Annotated in this window: 11 protein-coding genes and 1 other RNA gene; 6 read left to right on the top strand and 6 right to left on the bottom strand. The window is 43.7% G+C overall.

The genetic code is table 11. The features are described from left to right. Window positions 1–110 precede the first annotated feature (110 nt). Window positions 111–1,259: an iron-containing alcohol dehydrogenase gene (locus ALT761_RS03775; protein ID WP_129736639.1), complete on the bottom strand. Its 1,149-nt coding sequence runs from the start codon at window positions 1,257–1,259 to the stop codon at window positions 111–113. Window positions 1,260–1,343: 84 nt separating this feature from the next. Between ALT761_RS03775 and ALT761_RS03770 the strand changes: the two genes are divergently transcribed. The 4 genes from ALT761_RS03770 (at window position 1,344) to ALT761_RS03755 (ending at window position 8,527) form a co-directional block, all read left to right on the top strand. Then, window positions 1,344–2,258, top strand: coding sequence for an AraC family transcriptional regulator (locus ALT761_RS03770; protein WP_129736637.1), 915 nt, complete (start codon window positions 1,344–1,346; stop codon window positions 2,256–2,258). A gap of 212 nt (window positions 2,259–2,470) precedes the next feature. Beyond that, the gene (locus tag ALT761_RS03765; protein ID WP_232043528.1) at window positions 2,471–3,610 is read left to right on the top strand and encodes an ABC transporter substrate-binding protein; all 1,140 of its coding nucleotides are present in this window, start codon (window positions 2,471–2,473) and stop codon (window positions 3,608–3,610) included. Then, on the top strand, window positions 3,610–6,480 hold the full coding sequence (locus ALT761_RS03760; RefSeq protein ID WP_129736633.1) for an ATP-binding protein: 2,871 nt from the start codon (window positions 3,610–3,612) through the stop codon (window positions 6,478–6,480). Before ALT761_RS03765 ends, ALT761_RS03760 begins: the two co-directional genes overlap by 1 nt. A 157-nt stretch (window positions 6,481–6,637) precedes the next feature. After that, a complete protein-coding gene (locus ALT761_RS03755; RefSeq protein WP_172602840.1) occupies window positions 6,638–8,527 on the top strand; it encodes a putative bifunctional diguanylate cyclase/phosphodiesterase in 1,890 nt (629 codons plus the stop codon). 42 nt (window positions 8,528–8,569) lie between these two features. Here ALT761_RS03755 and rnpB read toward each other — a convergent pair. From rnpB to ALT761_RS03735, 4 genes are all read right to left on the bottom strand, one after another. Beyond that, window positions 8,570–8,919: RNase P RNA component class A (gene rnpB, locus ALT761_RS03750), an RNA gene on the bottom strand. 53 nt (window positions 8,920–8,972) lie between these two features. Beyond that, window positions 8,973–10,433 (bottom strand): potassium/proton antiporter, encoded by a 1,461-nt coding sequence (locus ALT761_RS03745; RefSeq protein WP_129736631.1) that lies wholly within the window; start codon window positions 10,431–10,433, stop codon window positions 8,973–8,975. A 90-nt stretch (window positions 10,434–10,523) separates the two neighbouring features. Then, entirely contained in the window at window positions 10,524–13,139 is a 2,616-nt protein-coding gene (gene secD, locus ALT761_RS03740) for a protein translocase subunit SecD (protein ID WP_129736629.1), read from the bottom strand. Between the two features lie 69 nt (window positions 13,140–13,208). After that, window positions 13,209–13,604 carry a hypothetical protein gene (locus ALT761_RS03735; RefSeq protein ID WP_129736627.1) on the bottom strand — a complete coding sequence of 132 codons (396 nt, stop codon included), beginning with the start codon at window positions 13,602–13,604 and terminating at the stop codon, window positions 13,209–13,211. 145 nt (window positions 13,605–13,749) lie between these two features. Here ALT761_RS03735 and ALT761_RS03730 point away from each other — a divergent pair, with 145 nt between their 5' ends. After that, on the top strand, window positions 13,750–14,274 hold the full coding sequence (locus tag ALT761_RS03730; RefSeq protein WP_129736625.1) for a DUF421 domain-containing protein: 525 nt from the start codon (window positions 13,750–13,752) through the stop codon (window positions 14,272–14,274). Window positions 14,275–14,300: 26 nt separating this feature from the next. Here ALT761_RS03730 and ALT761_RS03725 read toward each other — a convergent pair whose 3' ends face one another. Then, window positions 14,301–15,500 carry a helix-turn-helix domain-containing protein gene (locus ALT761_RS03725; RefSeq protein WP_129736623.1) on the bottom strand — a complete coding sequence of 400 codons (1,200 nt, stop codon included), beginning with the start codon at window positions 15,498–15,500 and terminating at the stop codon, window positions 14,301–14,303. A gap of 169 nt (window positions 15,501–15,669) precedes the next feature. On the opposite strand from ALT761_RS03725, the gene ALT761_RS03720 reads away from it, so the two are divergent. Further along, on the top strand, window positions 15,670–16,626 hold the full coding sequence (locus ALT761_RS03720) for a DUF2306 domain-containing protein (protein WP_232043527.1): 957 nt from the start codon (window positions 15,670–15,672) through the stop codon (window positions 16,624–16,626). Window positions 16,627–16,765 lie beyond the last annotated feature (139 nt).

The raw sequence follows: 16,765 nt of genomic DNA, 5'->3' as shown, positions 1-16,765 counted from the left end.
CAAACCGACACTTCATCTACCTTGGTAATAGTAGAATCGTGCCAGTTTGTATCATGACAAAATAAGAACACGGGCTGTACATAAAGAGATAGCCCGTTTTTAAGTAGGTATTACTCAGCCACTGCCAAGTTAAGAATTTGCTCACTTACTTCTGGAGTAATGGCCCCCGTTTCGCCAAGTGAAAGCATTTTGTTTCCTTTCAATTTTTCTACTACAGCATTAACGGCACTTTGCTTATCGCCTTCATGCTCAGTAAGTTGCGTAGCTACTTCAAGACTCTGATAGAAGGCTTCAATAGCGTCGATAGTTCGAATGGCAATATCATCGCTCTCTTCTAAACCAAATACGTTTTGGCCCATTTGCGATAGCTTTGCTGCCTTGGTCTCAAGTTGAACCAGTAGTAGTGACGGCTGGACAATCGCTAATGAACGAGCATGATCTACGCCATACAATGCCGTGAGTTCGTGACCAATCATATGGGTAGCCCAGTCTTGCGCAACGCCTGAGCCGATAAGTCCGTTCAGTGCTTGGTTTGCTGACCACATAAGGTTAGCGCGCCATGCATCGTCCTTATTATCAATCTTTCCGCCAAGTTGGATTAAGGTTTTTAGCAAGGTTTCAGCGTAGCCGTCTTGAACCGGCGCATTTTGTGGGAAGGTTAAGTACTGCTCGCAAACGTGAACGAAGGCATCCACTAAACCGTTAACTACTTGTCGATGCGGAAGGCTTTTTATTACATCAGGGTCTAATACAGCAAATTGCGGATAAACTAACGGAGACATAAACGCCAGCTTCTGCTTGGTTGCTTTCTTACTTATCACCGAACCACCGTTCGATTCAGAACCTGTCGCTGGCAAGGTTAGAATGGCCCCAATAGGCAGCGCGTTATCAACGGTATGTTTACCCGTTAGAATATCCCAGCCTTCCCCGTCATATACGGCACTTGCCGCCACATACTTAGCACCATCAATAACACTACCCCCGCCTACCGCGAGAATATAATCAACGCCGGTTTCTTTGATTAGGGCAACAGCTTTATCTAGGGTTTCAATGGTTGGGTTTGGTTCAACGCCACCAAATGATTCCCAGTTGTAGCCTTCTAGCGCGTTTTCTACTTGCTCATACACACCATTTTTTTTGATAGAACCGCCGCCAAACAACACTAGAACGTGGCTGTCTTTTGGGATTAGGGTGTTGATTGAGCCAATTTGTCCTTGGCCAAATTGAATGCGAGTTGGGTTACTAAATGAAAATTTCATGGTCTTTCCTCTGTCATTATCTGCCTGTGTTAATGCATAATAGTGCCATTGTGCGTAAACAAACCGTCTATTTCTGGAAAAAATTTGCCTATTTCTACAAACAGCCCGAATTCTACTCATGATCTGGCTTTTTTAAGTCAAATTCTGAAACAGTTTTTAAACGCAAAAGGTAAATCAGCGCTTAATGGCGTGAGCAAGACGGATATAGAGGGCGTACGAGTTTTTCGCGATCCTTACGGCAGCCCTAAGCAGCCACTACTTTATCAGTCAGGCATTATTATCATGTTACAAGGCACTAAACGCCTGTATGTTGATAATCGTGAAATCGAATACAAGAAAGGCGATTACATTGTTTTCGGTGTGCCCTTGCCTGCTCAATGTGCAGCCACCTTAGATGATGACGATTGCATATTAGGTTTGGTCATTGATATTCCCGCATCATTACTCGTAGAGCTTTCCCAATGGCGCGACGACAAGGCGAAAAACAGCCCCGCTCCAACGTTTACAGTAAGTCAGCAGTCATTAGATGAAAACATTACCGATGCTACACGCAGGCTATTGAAAGCGTTAAATCAGGGGAATGTCGCAAAAGCATTGGGCGCAGGTTTTATTCGAGAAATTGTTTATTACATCCTTAATGGCCCAGCTGGCCATGTTCTTTGCGGCCTTACCGACAACGGGCATTATGCGAGAGTCGCACAAGCTTTACGGACGATTCATGATGAGTATGCATCTATATTAAATGTAGATTCACTTGCCGCGAGTGTGAATATGAGTGTTTCTGGTTTCCACCGCGCATTTCGGGATGTTGTGCTGGATTCACCCGTTCAATATATAAAGAAATTTAGACTATCCAAAGCCAGAGAGTTAATCGCTCTAGGTTATCGAGTGGGAGACGCTGCCGAAGCGGTGGGTTACAACAGCCTGTCTCAATTCTCTAGAGAGTTTAAGCGCTACTACCAATTTACCCCAATCCAAGACCGTCAATCTTCTAATTAATTGCAGCAATATAACTCACTTAATACTGTTCTTCGCTAAACAAAAACCTTGCTAAAAGTGCGGCTCATGCATGGCTAATAATTAAACAAAACTAGACGAAAGAATAATGTTTGGAAGGTAAAACTAACCAATTAATGCTATACAATTACTAGCCTTATCCTCAGTTTCAAGATTTTATGCGCTTACGTTTTACATTTTGGCTGTTAACCTTAATGACGTTAAGTTTTCACACTAACGGCAGTGAGGCGTCTACACCACTTTATATTGGTATAGATGCTGACTTTTCGGCTGTCGCCGTGGACGGTGGTGTAGCCATTAAACGAGGCGTTGAACTTGCGGTAGATGAAATTAATGAAAAGGGAGGCTTACTGAGCCGTCCTGTTGATATCATCTTGAAAGACCATAGAGGCAACCCTGCCCGCGGTATTCACAATATCAAACAACTCGCCACTCAAAGCGATTTAATTGCGGTGATAGGTGGTGTACATACCCCTGTGGCATTAGCTGAGCTTGAGATTATTCATCAACTCAACTTACTTTATCTTGTTCCTTGGGCTGCGGGTACGCAAGTTGTAGACAACCAATATAATCCTAACAATGTATTTCGCGTGTCAGTGCGTGACGCCGAGGCGGGGAAAGTTCTTGTTCAGCATGCTGCTTCTCGCGGTATCAAACGTGTAGCGCTGGTTTTAGAGCGTACTGGGTGGGGGCGTTCTAACGAGACATCGCTCACCTTAGCAGCGGCCGAAATGGGGATCACCATAACCACTACCCGCTGGATAAACTGGCAACAAAAGAAATTTGAAGAAGATATATCTGCTATCAAATCAGACAAAGCAGAAGCTATCATTTTAGTTACTAATGCACCAGAAGGTGCCGTAGTAATGAACGAATTAGCAGCACAAAACCTAACTGCATTACCGGTTATATCCCACTGGGGAATTGCTTCAGGCAACTTTATAGAGCAATTAAATGTAGAGCCAGACTTACTAAATTTGTCGGTATTGCAAACATTTCACTTTAATTATCAGAAACACACAAAAGCCCAACAGTTGTTAGAGGCTTATCACAGCAAATACGGCCTAGTTGATCCTGAAGCTATTCACGCGGTTACAGGTATTGCGCACGCTTATGACCTTGTCAATATGCTAGCATTAGCGGTAACCAAAACGGGCACCACCGATGTAGATGCGCTACGAAACACATTAGAAGATCTAGGTACTTTCGAGGGTGTATTAAAAACCTATGATCCTGCATTTACCCCAACACAGCATGACGCATTAATGGCTAAGGACTATTTTATGGCTTCATTTGATAAAAAAGGTAACTTGGTCGTTCTGGAAAATCAGTAATGCAACTCCAGCCACCACCGCTTAGAAAACGCTTATTAACCAGTATGCTCCCCCGTTTATTCGGGTTAATATTGATTGTCGCGTTAATGCTTTTAGCGTTTACCTTCTTTTTTGCCAAGCAGCAAATAGAGACCGTACAAAAACAGTCTATTGAAGGCTTAGAGCAAGACCTTTCTTTCATCGTTAATGATACCACTCGGCAGTTAGCTGACCTTGCATCTAACGATATCATTATTAATTCTCTGGTAGATTTTGAGCAGCGGGATAATTACCTCCCTATGTTTTTCAGATCATTAAAGTTAACCCAAACCCGCAATGTAGAATTTGCGTTGTACGACTTTTCCGGCGAAATGGTTATTCAGAAAAATTGGAGTCATTCTATCTCTGAAAAACTGGATACTGCCTGGCAACAAAAAACCCTTGGCGCGTCTCTTTCATTTTCTTCAATCACTCAGAATGGCGTGCTTTTTTCTGTTCCTGTATTGCTAGGTGGTACTGCAGAAGGTGCGCTAGTCATGTACGTGGAAAGCCTTCAAGCCTTATTAGCCCCCTACCCTAGACTAACCAACCAAATCGTTACAGAAGAAAGCGGATTAGTACTTTTCAGTAGTGAGCCGGAATTTATTATTCCCGGTACATCGTTTAGCGATGTCGATACCATGGGCTATGTGTTGCAAGCCTCGCGCTATCAGAATTTAACCCTGTATAGCATTAAACCTATCGGTAACGCCCTTAAAGGTTTGTATTGGTTAGCACTACTTATGTTGGCCATTATTATAGGTATTATCTTAGTTAATGTTCACATGATTCGTACCACAGCATTGCTTGCCGAAAACACCCTGTCAGCCCTTTATAAAGACATTGCTAATCGTATTAAAGATACCGGTTCACAAGAGCCGGTGATAGCAGAAGAGGCCAGAGAATTAGCCAATATTCGCAGAGCATTTGATACCTTGATATCAGATCTTGCAGAGATGTCGTTATCGAATGAACAGTTTTCTAATGTTATTGATTCGATGGGAGATATGCTCTTAGTTGTAGATGAAAACCATCGCGTGATGTTAAGCAACAAACGGTTCGATGCTTTTTGTGAAGATCAATACGGAGAGCGTGAAGGTACGGTTAAGTACATACTCAATAAGCTCATTAATAAACCTTCTGGAGAGTTAAAACATTTCTCGGTAGAAGACGGATTGGAAAAGCACATTAAATGGACCAATACGCCGCTTGAAGATGCTAACCATAACATCAGAGGCGCTATTTTCGTTGGGGTTGACTATAGCACTCAACGTTCGCTAGAAAGTCATGTGCAAATTCTTAATCACGCCATGGACGAAGCCACGGTCTCTATTGTTATTGCGGATATAAAGCGTACGGGTCAACCAATTATCTATGTTAACAATGCGTTCAATCGCCTTACTGGTTACAATAAAGAAGATATCATTGGTAGAAATTGCAGGTTTATGCAGGGTGAAGGCACCGATAGTCATACCACCTCGCGGATACGAAGAGCGATTGCAAACCGCGAGCCAATTGAAACCACCATTCTTAATTACCGTAAAGATGGTGTCTCTTTCTATAACAAACTCATCCTCACGCCAGTAAAGTCTGACGGCGAAGTCACCCACTACATTGGCTTTCAACAAGACGTTACACAACAGCGACAAGCGGAGCGTTATTTACAAGACGCGAAGCAAAAGGCGGAAGAGTCAGCACATATGAAATCTGGCTTCCTTGCCAGTATGAGCCATGAAATACGCACGCCTATTCACGGTATTTCTGGGGTACTACAGTTGCTATCGAATTCCCCATTGAACGACGAGCAAAAGCATTACCTCTCGCTTGCTACTTTTAGCATTCAAGGCCTACTCCACATCGTCAATGACATTCTTGATTTCTCTAAAATTGAAGCAGGGCAGCTTCAAATTGATGATCAACCCTTCGATTTGCTTGAAACCCTTGAAAGCTTGCAATCGCAATACGCCATTTTATGTCAAGAAAAAGGGCTACGTCTTCATTTTCATTTTAACCTACAAGGCTTTCACGTAGTCATTGGAGACTCTGTTCGTTTCCGTCAGATTCTCTCTAACTTGATTGGCAACGCAGTGAAGTTTACCGAAAAGGGTGAAATTGACGTAACTACCACCTTAGCGCATACCAGTGACAATAAGCTCCGCTTAACCTGCGCAGTCAAAGATTCAGGAATAGGTATCGCGAAAGAAAAACAAGCGGGAATTTTTGAGGTTTTTACGCAAGAAGACTTATCTACAACCCGCAAATTTGGCGGCACAGGCCTTGGACTTTCTATCAGTAAACAGTTGTGTGAGCTTATGGATGGTGAAATTCATTTAGAAAGTGAGAAAGGCAAAGGAAGTACATTCACTTTCAACATCATGCTAAAAGAGGGTGACGATAGCCTAATAGCGCCCCAACGAAGTAAGGCCCATAGTTACAACGCCGCAATACAAAAACGTAAAATTCTTATTGTTGAAGATAACGACATCAATCAGGTCATTGTGAAGCAGCACTTAAGTGCCCACAAAACCTTGAGTGCGAAATCGGGTATTGAAGCATTAGAAGCCTTAAAGAAAATGAAAGTGACTTTTGATTTAATATTGATGGACTGTCAAATGCCTGACATGGACGGTTTTGAAGCAACCCGCCGTATTCGACGCGGTGAAGCCGGCGAGCGATATGTTAATGCCCCCATCATTGCGCTAACAGCCAATGCCATGAAAGGTGATAGAGAAGACTGTTTTAACGCTGGTATGAACGATTATTTAAGTAAGCCCTTCGATGTTCAAGACCTACTGGAAAAAGTAGACTACTGGACTGAAAAAAGCACTGAAGCCAAGTTGCAGCTTAGCTGATTCATCAATCTTCTTTTTCTCAGGCACTATGCACTTTGAATAGGGTAGATTTTTCGTCTATCCTATTTACAACCATCCAAAAAATGTGACTTTTAAATAGTAAATACTGATAAGCAGCAATGGCTTAGTATCATTACTTAATAACCCCTTGGTATACATGACTCAAACCCGTGAAATTACAACCGGCCAACAAGAAATGTTGGCAGTACGTTACCGTCGGCGCTATAGGCTCTGTCAAATTTTAACTATACTGGGCGTTATTTTTCTTTTTACGTTAGGAAGTTTTAACTTAATCGATGGCGCTCATTTCCTAGGTGTTATATTAATCAGCAACGCGCTGGTCGGCTTACTAAATCTTTATCTGTTAAAACGAAGCGGCAATATCGAGCGTGCTGCTACGATCCTAAGTGGTATTCTTTTCTTCTTATCAATAAGCTTAATAATTACGGGCGGTAGGGATAATACTGGAATACTGTGGGTTTACCCGATTGTGGCTATCAACCTTTTTATCAATCGTTTTTGGCCTGCGGTGTTTTGGTTTGGGGCTTTCAATATTGCCAGTGTTCTACTACTGTTTACGCCCCTTTCAACTTTATTGATGACTAGCTATTCATTCGTTGAGACAGTTCGCTTCATTCTAACTATGCTGGCACTAAATTCTATCTGTCTAGCAGCCTTGCGTTCTGAAGAACAAGCCTACCAAACGATTATGCAACTACATGCTGATGATATCCGGCAGATGGCTTATTACGATACGCTGACAGGCCTTCCCAACCGTTGGAGTTTTAAAACTAATTTAGAGCGTCTGTTAGCCCGAGCAGGGAAAGATAAAGAGCGTATAGGCTTGTTGTATATCGACTTAGATAATTTTAAGCAGGTGAACGATCAATACGGCCATGAGGCTGGTGACCGCTTATTGTTCAAGTTTAGCGAACGACTTGGGGAAGCGATTCGCCCGACTGATCAGTTGTTAAAACCGCAGAAAGAAAGTTTAGCAAGACTTGCTGGCGATGAATTTGTTGTGTTGCTACCTAATATAAAGGAGCCGCTTGATGCCAGTGCAGTCGCTACACGCGTTTTAAATCTCTTTGACGGTGGTCTCGAAGTCGATGGAGTCACGCATATGATCTATGCCAGTATAGGCATATCTGTGTATCCTGATGACGCCACAACCCCTACTGAGTTAATTCATCACGCAGATGCAGCAATGTATGATGCAAAAAATAATAGTCGAAATTGCTTCAGGTTTTTCACCCAAAAAATTGCCGATACGCTTCGTCAACGTCAGCAAATAGAAAAAGGCTTAAGAGAAGCTCTTAGTGAAGAGCAATTTTCTTTGGTGTATATGCCTATATTTGACTGTAAAAATAACACCATTGTTGCCGTTGAAGTATTACTGCGATGTCAAAGCCCAGAATTAAAAGGAATTGGACCTGACCAATTTATTCCGGTCGCGGAAGCTACTGGAATAATCAAAGATATCGATTTATGGGTCATCGACAATGCCTTACAAGCTCTAATCATTTTAAGAAAAAAACATTATTTTAAAGGAAAAATCTGCATTAACATTTCGGGGGTAGAACTGCTTAACGAACATTTTCCTTCAAAAGTGAAAAACCTATTAGAACAACATAAAGTCTCGCCTGAAAATGTAGAAATTGAAGTCACTGAAACCGCATTTATTGCCGATAATGAGACCTGCCTAGAAACCCTAAAAGCACTAAATGAGCTAGGAGTATCTTTAGCATTGGATGACTTTGGAACAGGCTACACCGCTTTTAGTCAACTGATACATTACCCAGCTGACTGTCTTAAAATTGACCGCTCATTTGTTAATGATCTTTTTTCAGAACGAGAAGCACGCAGCAAGATGGTGATGGTTATTCAAAGCTTGGCTAAGCTATATGACCTTCGCGTCATTGCCGAAGGCGTTGAAACCGAAGCTCAGATGAATTATCTACGGGAAAACGGTTGTGATTGGGCGCAGGGATACTATTTATCTCGCCCGCTGCCTTGGGACAACTTAGTTAAATTATTGAGCGAATGATGAAATGGCAAGTGAAGCAGACGCTTCACTTACTTAAAAGAAAGGTGGAGTTGGCCGATAAGCCGGGTTCTGTCGTGGGCAACCATTCCTCTAGATCAGCAATTACTCACTGATTCAAGCAACCTACCCGATCCCCATGCGGGCCACACGTTAAGGGATCCTATTTGGTCTTGCTCCGGGTGGAGTTTACCTTGCCACAACCTGTTACCAGGTGTGCGGTGCGCTCTTACCGCACCCTTTCAGCCTTACCGGCCATTGCTGGCTTAGGCGGTCTTCTCTCTGCTGCACTTGTCGTCGGCTCGCGCCGCCCAGACGTTATCTGGCACCCTGCCCTTTGGAGCCCGGACTTTCCTCCCCTTTCTTACGAAAGCGGCGATTGCCTGGCCAACTCCGCGGCGCATTCTACATGAAGATGCCTCATATAGCGACAACCACATGTGAGCTTTTAAGTATCACCATAAAAGCATGTTTCAACCGTGTTCTTATCAAGCAGTTTTGTTATGACAAAAACCTGATCTTCTGCTCGTAATACTGTGCTTCCTTTGGGGATAAGCGTACTTTCACCACGGGCGACTAACGCCACAACGGTGTCTTCGGGTAACCCCAACTCTGAAATACATTTCCCGGTAGAAATTGATCTAGCGTGAAGCACTATTTCAATGAGCTCCCGTTTGTCTTTAGCCACTTTAACAATTTCTAGCGTATTCGATTCGCCTCTGGGGTTTTCTAGCACCAACCCCAATTTGCGCGCGGCAAAGGGTAAACTTGCCCCTTGCAGCAAAGCTGAAATCATCACAATGAAGAACACCACGTTAAAAATAAGCTCGGCGCTGGGTAATTCAAAAATGAGTGGAAAAATTGCCAGAATAATAGGCACAGACCCACGAAGTCCTACCCAAGAAATAAGCACTGAAGCTTTAAATGAAAACCGACTGAGCAATAACAAAGGCATTGCCACCAGCGGCCGGGCCACAAAAATAAGTACTACCGCAATCAATAAGCCTTCTTTCCAAGTATGTAGAAGCTCAGAAGGGGTAACCAACAAGCCCAAAATAACGAACATCGCTATCTGGCTTAACCAAGCCAAGCCATCAATGAATACAAAGGTATTTCGTTGATAGGAAAATCGGCTATTACCCACAATTACGCCGGTAATAAAAGTCGCCAAAAATCCGCTACCATTTAAATTCGAGGCTAAACCAAAGGCCAAAACCCCGAATAACATAACAAACACTGGATACAAACCAATCGCCATAAGCGTTACGCGCCTAAACAGCGCAACCGCTAGGCCACCTACCACAGCACCTGTAATGGCTCCCACGCCCATTTGACTGACAAACAATATGGCTAACTCTGTTGCCTTGGTACTGCTGTCTTGAATTAGGGTAATTAGTCCGATTGTGAGAAAAATAGCCATAGGATCGTTTGATGCGCTCTCAAGCTCTAACGTCGCTTTTATCCTAGAGGGGATAGTAATGCCCGCATTGCGCATTACAGAGAAGACAGCTGCGGCGTCAGTAGACCCTACGATTGCGCCAAGAAGCAGACCAAGATAGAGCGGCAAATCTAAAATATACATAGCTGCCACGCCCGTTATGGCGGCTGTACCTACCACACCAAATGATGCCAGTAATGCGGCGGGTTTCCACGCCCGTTTTATAGACTTCTTTGAAGTTTGAAGGCCGCCATCGAACAGGATAAGTATAAGTGCAAAGGTACCAATGGAATGGGCAGCATCGGCATTATCAAAAGAAATGCGACCGATACCATCTTCACCGGCCAGCATGCCCACACCTAAAAAGAGGACCAATACCGGCACGCCAAAACGGGGGGACAGTTTGCTGACCAACACGCCAAATATCGCTAACAAAGCACTGAGTAGAATGATTTGGTCTACAGCAAACACACGTTATCTCCCTTTAACTTAGTAATAACAGTATACAGATGAAATGAGCAAAGCGGTATTTCACCGCTCCACCAATTTCAATTTTAGCGGTTAAGGTATATGTGCCAGCGACGCTTTCACCTCCTCAGAAGTAGGACGAAGTTGAGCCTTCCCTTTTTGCTCTCTACGTTTACCCAGCATGTGAAGTAACGATGAAGTAATAAACAAGGTCGATGAGGTACCAATAACCACTGCAAATACCATGGGTACGGCAAAACTGCTAACTGCATCTCCCCCTACTAGCGCCATCGGTAGCAAAGCAAGCAGTGTGGTTAATGAAGTAAATACCGTTCTGCTTAGCGTGCTGTTTACCGCTTCGTTGATAATATCAGCTAGCGAACGCTCTGGACTAATGCGCAGCAACTCTCTTACGCGGTCTAACACTACCACTTTATCGTTAATTGAATATCCTATTAAGGCCAGTAGCGCGGCCACTGCGGTAAGATTAAATTCAATACCGGTTAAGGCAATAAAGCCGATGGTTTTGGTTAAATCAAGTAGCACGGTAAGTAAGGCGGCGGTAGCAAAATGCGCTTCAAACTGAAACCACAAATAAGCCAACATTCCACCACCAGCAATAAGCAAAGCTAGAATAGATAAGTCGGCAAAGCCATCACTTACTTTCGGGCCCACAACATCAACCTTGTTAAATATCACGGTACTGTCAGCGTCTTGTATCACCTGTTTTAGCGCTTCAATGTTACTACCTTGCGTGGCTACGGTACTGGATCCGGCATTAGCTTCAGTAATAGCTACAGTGTTCGATTGTTCTGATACGGGCGCACGCAATAAATACTGATTTTCGGCGCCATATTCTTGAATAGCAATGTCTTCAAAATGATGTTGTTTTAGCACTGTGCGCAATTGTTCAGTAGAAAGTTGAGGCGCAGAAATTTCCATCATGGTACCGCCGGTGAAGTCTACCCCGTATTGCAAGCCAGGTTTAAAGAAGAGCGCCATGGAACACAGGGTTAATATCAGTGAAACACTCAACGCTATCTTTTTAGATTTTAGAAAGTTAAACGGCCCTAATTTATCCGCCATGGTTAACAATGGCGAAGATAAATTGATTGGCTCTCTTTGATGCTTTCTTGTTGCTCGCTGCATAAGCAACTTAGTAAGCGCCACCGAAGTAAACAGTGAAGTTATCAAGCCTATTGCAATAGTGACGGCAAAACCTTTCACTGGTCCACTACCAAAAACAAACAATAAGCTAACGGCAATTAACGTTGTGAAGTTTGAATCAACAATAGTACCAAACGCCTTATCAAAACCAATTTTCAGGGCACTACCTGCGGGCCTGCCTTTTTTTGTTTCCTCACGAATACGTTCGTTAATGAGGATATTTGCATCTACCGCCATGCCCATAGTGAGTATCAGCCCAGCAATACCAGGCAGAGTAAGTGTGGCGCCAAACAACGTAAGCACACCAAATACCAGCGCCATATTCACCGTAAGCGCAACACTCGCAATTGCGCCCCAGCGACCGTAAATACCCACCATAAAGACTAAAACACCCAGCGCGCCCGCAATGCCACTTTTTACGCCGGTTTCAATTGCATCGCTACCTAAATCCGGCCCTACTGTGCGCTCTTCAATAATATGCAGTGGAACAGGCAACGCCCCTGTGCGCAGCATTAGTGCCACGTCTTGCGCTTCGCTCATGGTAAAGCTACCGGTAATCTCACCTCTGCCCCCAGGAATAACGCTATTGATAACCGGCGCCGTGACGACCGTGTCATCTAGCACTACCGCTAGCACGCGACCAATATTGTTTTTAGTCATGGTAGCGAATTGTCGAGCGCCATCGTTATCTAAACGAAACGTCACCACGGGTTGGCTGGTTTCAGGGCTAAACACTGCTGCTGCGTCGGTAATATGTTCACCTTCTAGCGCAACATGCTTTTCAAGTAAGTACTGCCTGCCGTTAATGTCAGCCCGAGTAAAGCTCTCGCTATTTTTCACCTGCGTTTGCCAGTGAAAACGCATTTGCGCTGTAGTACCGAGTAAGGCTTTTACGCTTGCTGGGTCTGAAATACCGGGCATTTGCACTAAAATAGCATCGCTACCTTGGCGGGTTACACTTGGCTCTGTGAGGCCGGTCTCGTCAAGTCGCTTGCGAACCACTTCAAGGCTGCGATTAATGGCATCTTTTACTACCGCTGCTTGATACTTCTCAGTAAGGGTAAGGTCAATCACATTCCCTTTTTGGCTAATACCTTTTGGAGCAGTGCCCTGCTGCGTTATGCCTTGCTGCGTTATGCCCTGCTTCGTTATAAGTAGCGCGCTACTACCATCAGATTGCAGCGACACTTCCTTTGCCCACTGTTTAACTTTGTAGAGGTCATCGGGGTTCGAAAGCGTAAATTGGACTGCCAACGCGTGTTTGGAAGTATGTTTAACATAGCGAATGTTTTGCTCTCTTAAGTCGCTAAAAAGTGCAGAGGAGTAGGTATCTAACTGCCGAGCAAACAACGCATCAGTATCGGCTTCTAATAATAAATGAGAGCCACCTTGTAAATCTAAACCAAGCGAAAGCGTATGTTGGCTGTACCACTGCGGTACATGCTGCTTAAGTGAATCGGGCAATATATTGGGGGCGGCGCTAAGTAAGCCTAGTAAAATAACCAGCGCATACACTAGGCCACGAAATGAAAATCGTGTCATAAAAATCCTGCAATAAACCTTTAAAAAATGAGAAGCACTGCAAGTGCAGCGCGTGATATCAGTAAGGTATTACAGGGAAGAAGGTGGGCCGCGATTCGATATGCCCTTCCAATAAAAGGCAATATGTTCAAAGGGACTGCTAAAGATAGCATTCGAGAAATCGACGAGAGCTAAATGATTTTGATATCCAAAGAGAAGTAGATGTTCATCTGAATTATCTAAATCGGCATCTTGCTGTTGACTGTGCTGGGCAAACCCAAAGCGTGTAGCAACAGAAAGGCCGAAGTCGGAAAAGGATATCTGCGGAGTTTGCTCATTAAAAGATGCGGTATCGTTTGCACAATAGGCTGAAAATGGCGCGCTGAATACAAGCACCGACACCACAATAGAAAATACCCACGCGTAAACTGAAGACGCGTAGTTTTTCTGAGAAGGTGAATGATCGTCATTGTGACGTTCAGGCATAAAACGATGCATAAGGGCGGTAGTGATAACTTTCTATTATTCCGTTTCGCTGTATATGGGTACGAAATAGTAAAATGCAAATACTAATCTCTTTGCTTACTAGCAGGGTACAAACATTGTTAAGCGCAATCTGAAGGAGGACATCATGTTTAGCGCCATCCCTATTCTAGATTTACTACTAAAAGGCTTACTGTTAACCACCATGGGGATGTTCTGGGTGGTGCTGCTGGTACGCGTGAACGGGTTGCGTTCCTTTTCTAAAATGACCAATTTTGATTTTGTGATGACAGTAGCGGTAGGTTCATTGCTAGCAAGTGCGTCTCAAACTAATAGTTGGAGCGCGTTTTTTCAGGCAATGATTGCTATGGCAGCATTGTTCTTGGTGCAGTTCCTCACTGCCCGATTGCGCAGACGTTCCGATAAAATTGAAGCAATTATGCAAAATACTCCTGTTATATTGATGCGCAACGGTGAAATTATCGATTCTGCGCTAGCCGAAACGCGGGTCGCCCGTAGCGATCTCATGGCAAAGCTTCGAGAGGCGAACGTGCTTAACATGCAGCAAGTGAGAGCGGTAGTACTGGAAACCACCGGCGACATTTCCGTGCTTCATGGCAACCATTGTGCAGATGACATGCTAGAGGGCACTAAAACTATTGCTCATCGATGATTTTCAGTGTGCGTTTAGCCGCGATCTTATGCATTTGGCACACTATAATTCAACGTATTCCCCTGCTTCCTATACTCTGTTGGCATCTGCCCTGAAATCGCCTTAAACACCCGATTGAATGTTGCTAAGGACGAAAAACCACTTTCCAGCGCTATTACTAAAATACTCCACTGCTGGCATTCGTTATTTCGTAATAGTTGCTTAGCGTGTTTTACCCTGAACTGATTCACGAACAGGTTGAAGTTGGCAGTAGCAAAATAGCCTCTGATGGCCTTGCTTACTTTATATTCCGACGTATTCAACGCTTGCGCTAAATGAGCAATTTTTAAGTTTGGCTGCAGGAATATTTGTTCTTGATGAATTAACCTATTTATTCCTTTCACAATAGCCATATCAATAGCTTCATCTTGTTGTATTGCATCGCCCTCACTGTAATTGCTAGTGAGACAAGAAGAATCAGACATGCCGCCATTTAATGATTGACTAGGTGTGTCAGCGTTAACTTGATTTCGTGGTTCATTCTGTCGCTGGCATTTTACTTGCCCGTGCAATTGCCTACTCTCTTGTTGCGAGTGAACCACGTATTGAATAGCGCCAAGAATTAGTATTGCCGAAGAACATATTAACCAGGGTGCGTAATATTCAATTTCTGTGGGCGTGAATAGAAACTTAGGTAATATTGAAGAATTAAATAAGCCAAGGAAAAAGGCAGTGGCAAAAACAATCGACTGGCGCTTTTGGATGTTGCTTTTGCTCTCAAACCCGCGTAAAGCTTCCCAAAATGACAACGCTAAAATGCTTGATGAAAGCAAAGTCGTAATTTCATTCATTCCCTGTTTAAGTTTAAGCATCTGTGCTTGGTTTAACAGGTGTGGAATATCGCTCGATACTACTAAGTGCCACGTTTGATTAAATATCACTAATCCTGCAACCACGAGAGCTACCGCAATATGTCTGCGACTCAAGGGGTTGTGTTCTCGAAATAACGTTCTTGAAATTAACCAAACCACATTGCATGTCGCACAGGTTGCTAGCCCAATAACATATTGATATACACCAAGGGCATCAGCACTTAATTTCTGCGTGGCCACCATACAAAGCGATGCACTAAATATGGCAACTAAATAGTTTAACGATTGCTTGTCTTGTTTAAGTGCATGAGTAAGCATTGTGCTCAAACTACAGCACACTAAAAGGTAATAAGGTAACTCGTTATGCCATGCCACAGGGGTTCTACGCCTTCATATATAGCTCTGCCCTCAGTGTAAGAAGAATCACCGCCAAGCACAAAAGAACTTTGTTAAGGAGTATGTCAAAAGCCTTAACTTAAGGTATTCATTTTTCGAATTTGAGAAGAATGAGCCCTTATTTTCTCTACGATAGAGGGACATTAGAGTGCAAAGCATTTATTCAAGAGGCAAAGATATGTTGGCGAAAAGTACCTTAGCACCGGTTTCTCTTAAACCTGAAACCCCAACTCCCGATCCACTAACACCCAATACTGCAACACCCACTAGCTTATCAGCCGCTTCGAAACTTTATGATGCGAGTCAGAAAATAGCATTTTCTTGTTTGCTCATCGCACAAGCTTTCTTTGTTAGTTACCTGATTGCAGGCTATGGCTTTACAGGTATGACTGTTGGAGTTTCTCAATGGAATCGCTTTAATAGCACGGCCTATGTTTCGGGCGACTCACTTGGCAATGGGATGTACGCCGCGCATGTTTTATTGGCGATAGTAATGATCATTGGCGGAAGCTTGCAGCTAATACCAGCTATTAGGCGTAACTATAAAACGTTTCACAAATACAATGGCCGGCTTTTTGTCACTCTTGCGTGCAGTATCTCGCTAGCGGGCATGTATCTCCTGTTATCTCGGGGTACCGTTGGGAATCCGTTACTACATGGGTTAACGGCTTTTTCGGGCGTGATGGTGATTGTAAGTAGTTTCTTTGCGATTCGTGCCATAAGAAACGCTAACGTGACGCTGCATCAAAGGTGGGCGCTACATTTGTTTTTAGCCGCCAATGGCGTGCTCTTTTTTAGGTTATTCATATTCGCTTGGATGACACTTTTTGGCACCCTTGGCATTAATACTGCCGACTTTACTGGTCCTGCCGTAATAAGTGTAAGTGTGCTGTCTTACGTAGCCCCTCATATTATTGCGCAGTTAATTTGGGTAGTTAAAGTAACTGCTACCGACCGTGCTACTGGCAGTGCTGCTGGCAATACTAATCGAGTATCCCTACTCAAAAACCTAATAAGCGTAACGCTGCTTGTTGTCTCTGCTGTGTTTATTATTGGTCTTTTTGGCTTAACATTAGGGAGTTGGTATCCCGCCGTTGTCGCCTAGCTTTACCTTAGTAAATGACCCTAGGAATTGGGCCTAGGAAATAGAGCCAGAAAATAGAGGCTGTGTGAATCTAGACTAAAAGCACTCTGTCCCCCATTCCTCTATTACTTTTGCCAAGCCTATACAAACGAAAAAGCCC

The organism is Alteromonas sp. 76-1, assembly GCF_900654235.1.
In the GTDB taxonomy this organism is placed as follows: Bacteria; Pseudomonadota; Gammaproteobacteria; order Enterobacterales; family Alteromonadaceae; genus Alteromonas; species Alteromonas naphthalenivorans.
This window is presented reverse-complemented; position numbering and strand designations above follow the sequence as displayed.

Bases quoted from the DNA above. Each gene is read 5' to 3' on its own strand.
- ALT761_RS03765 (WP_232043528.1), top strand. From the start codon at position 2,471: ATGACGTTAAGTTTTCACACTAACGGCAGTGAGGCGTCTACACCACTT.
- ALT761_RS03775 (WP_129736639.1), bottom strand. From the start codon at position 1,259: ATGAAATTTTCATTTAGTAACCCAACTCGCATTCAATTTGGCCAAGGA.
- ALT761_RS03730 (WP_129736625.1), top strand. From the start codon at position 13,750: ATGTTTAGCGCCATCCCTATTCTAGATTTACTACTAAAAGGCTTACTG.
- secD (WP_129736629.1), bottom strand. From the start codon at position 13,139: ATGACACGATTTTCATTTCGTGGCCTAGTGTATGCGCTGGTTATTTTA.
- ALT761_RS03755 (WP_172602840.1), top strand. From the start codon at position 6,638: ATGACTCAAACCCGTGAAATTACAACCGGCCAACAAGAAATGTTGGCA.
- ALT761_RS03735 (WP_129736627.1), bottom strand. From the start codon at position 13,604: ATGCCTGAACGTCACAATGACGATCATTCACCTTCTCAGAAAAACTAC.
- ALT761_RS03760 (WP_129736633.1), top strand. From the start codon at position 3,610: ATGCAACTCCAGCCACCACCGCTTAGAAAACGCTTATTAACCAGTATG.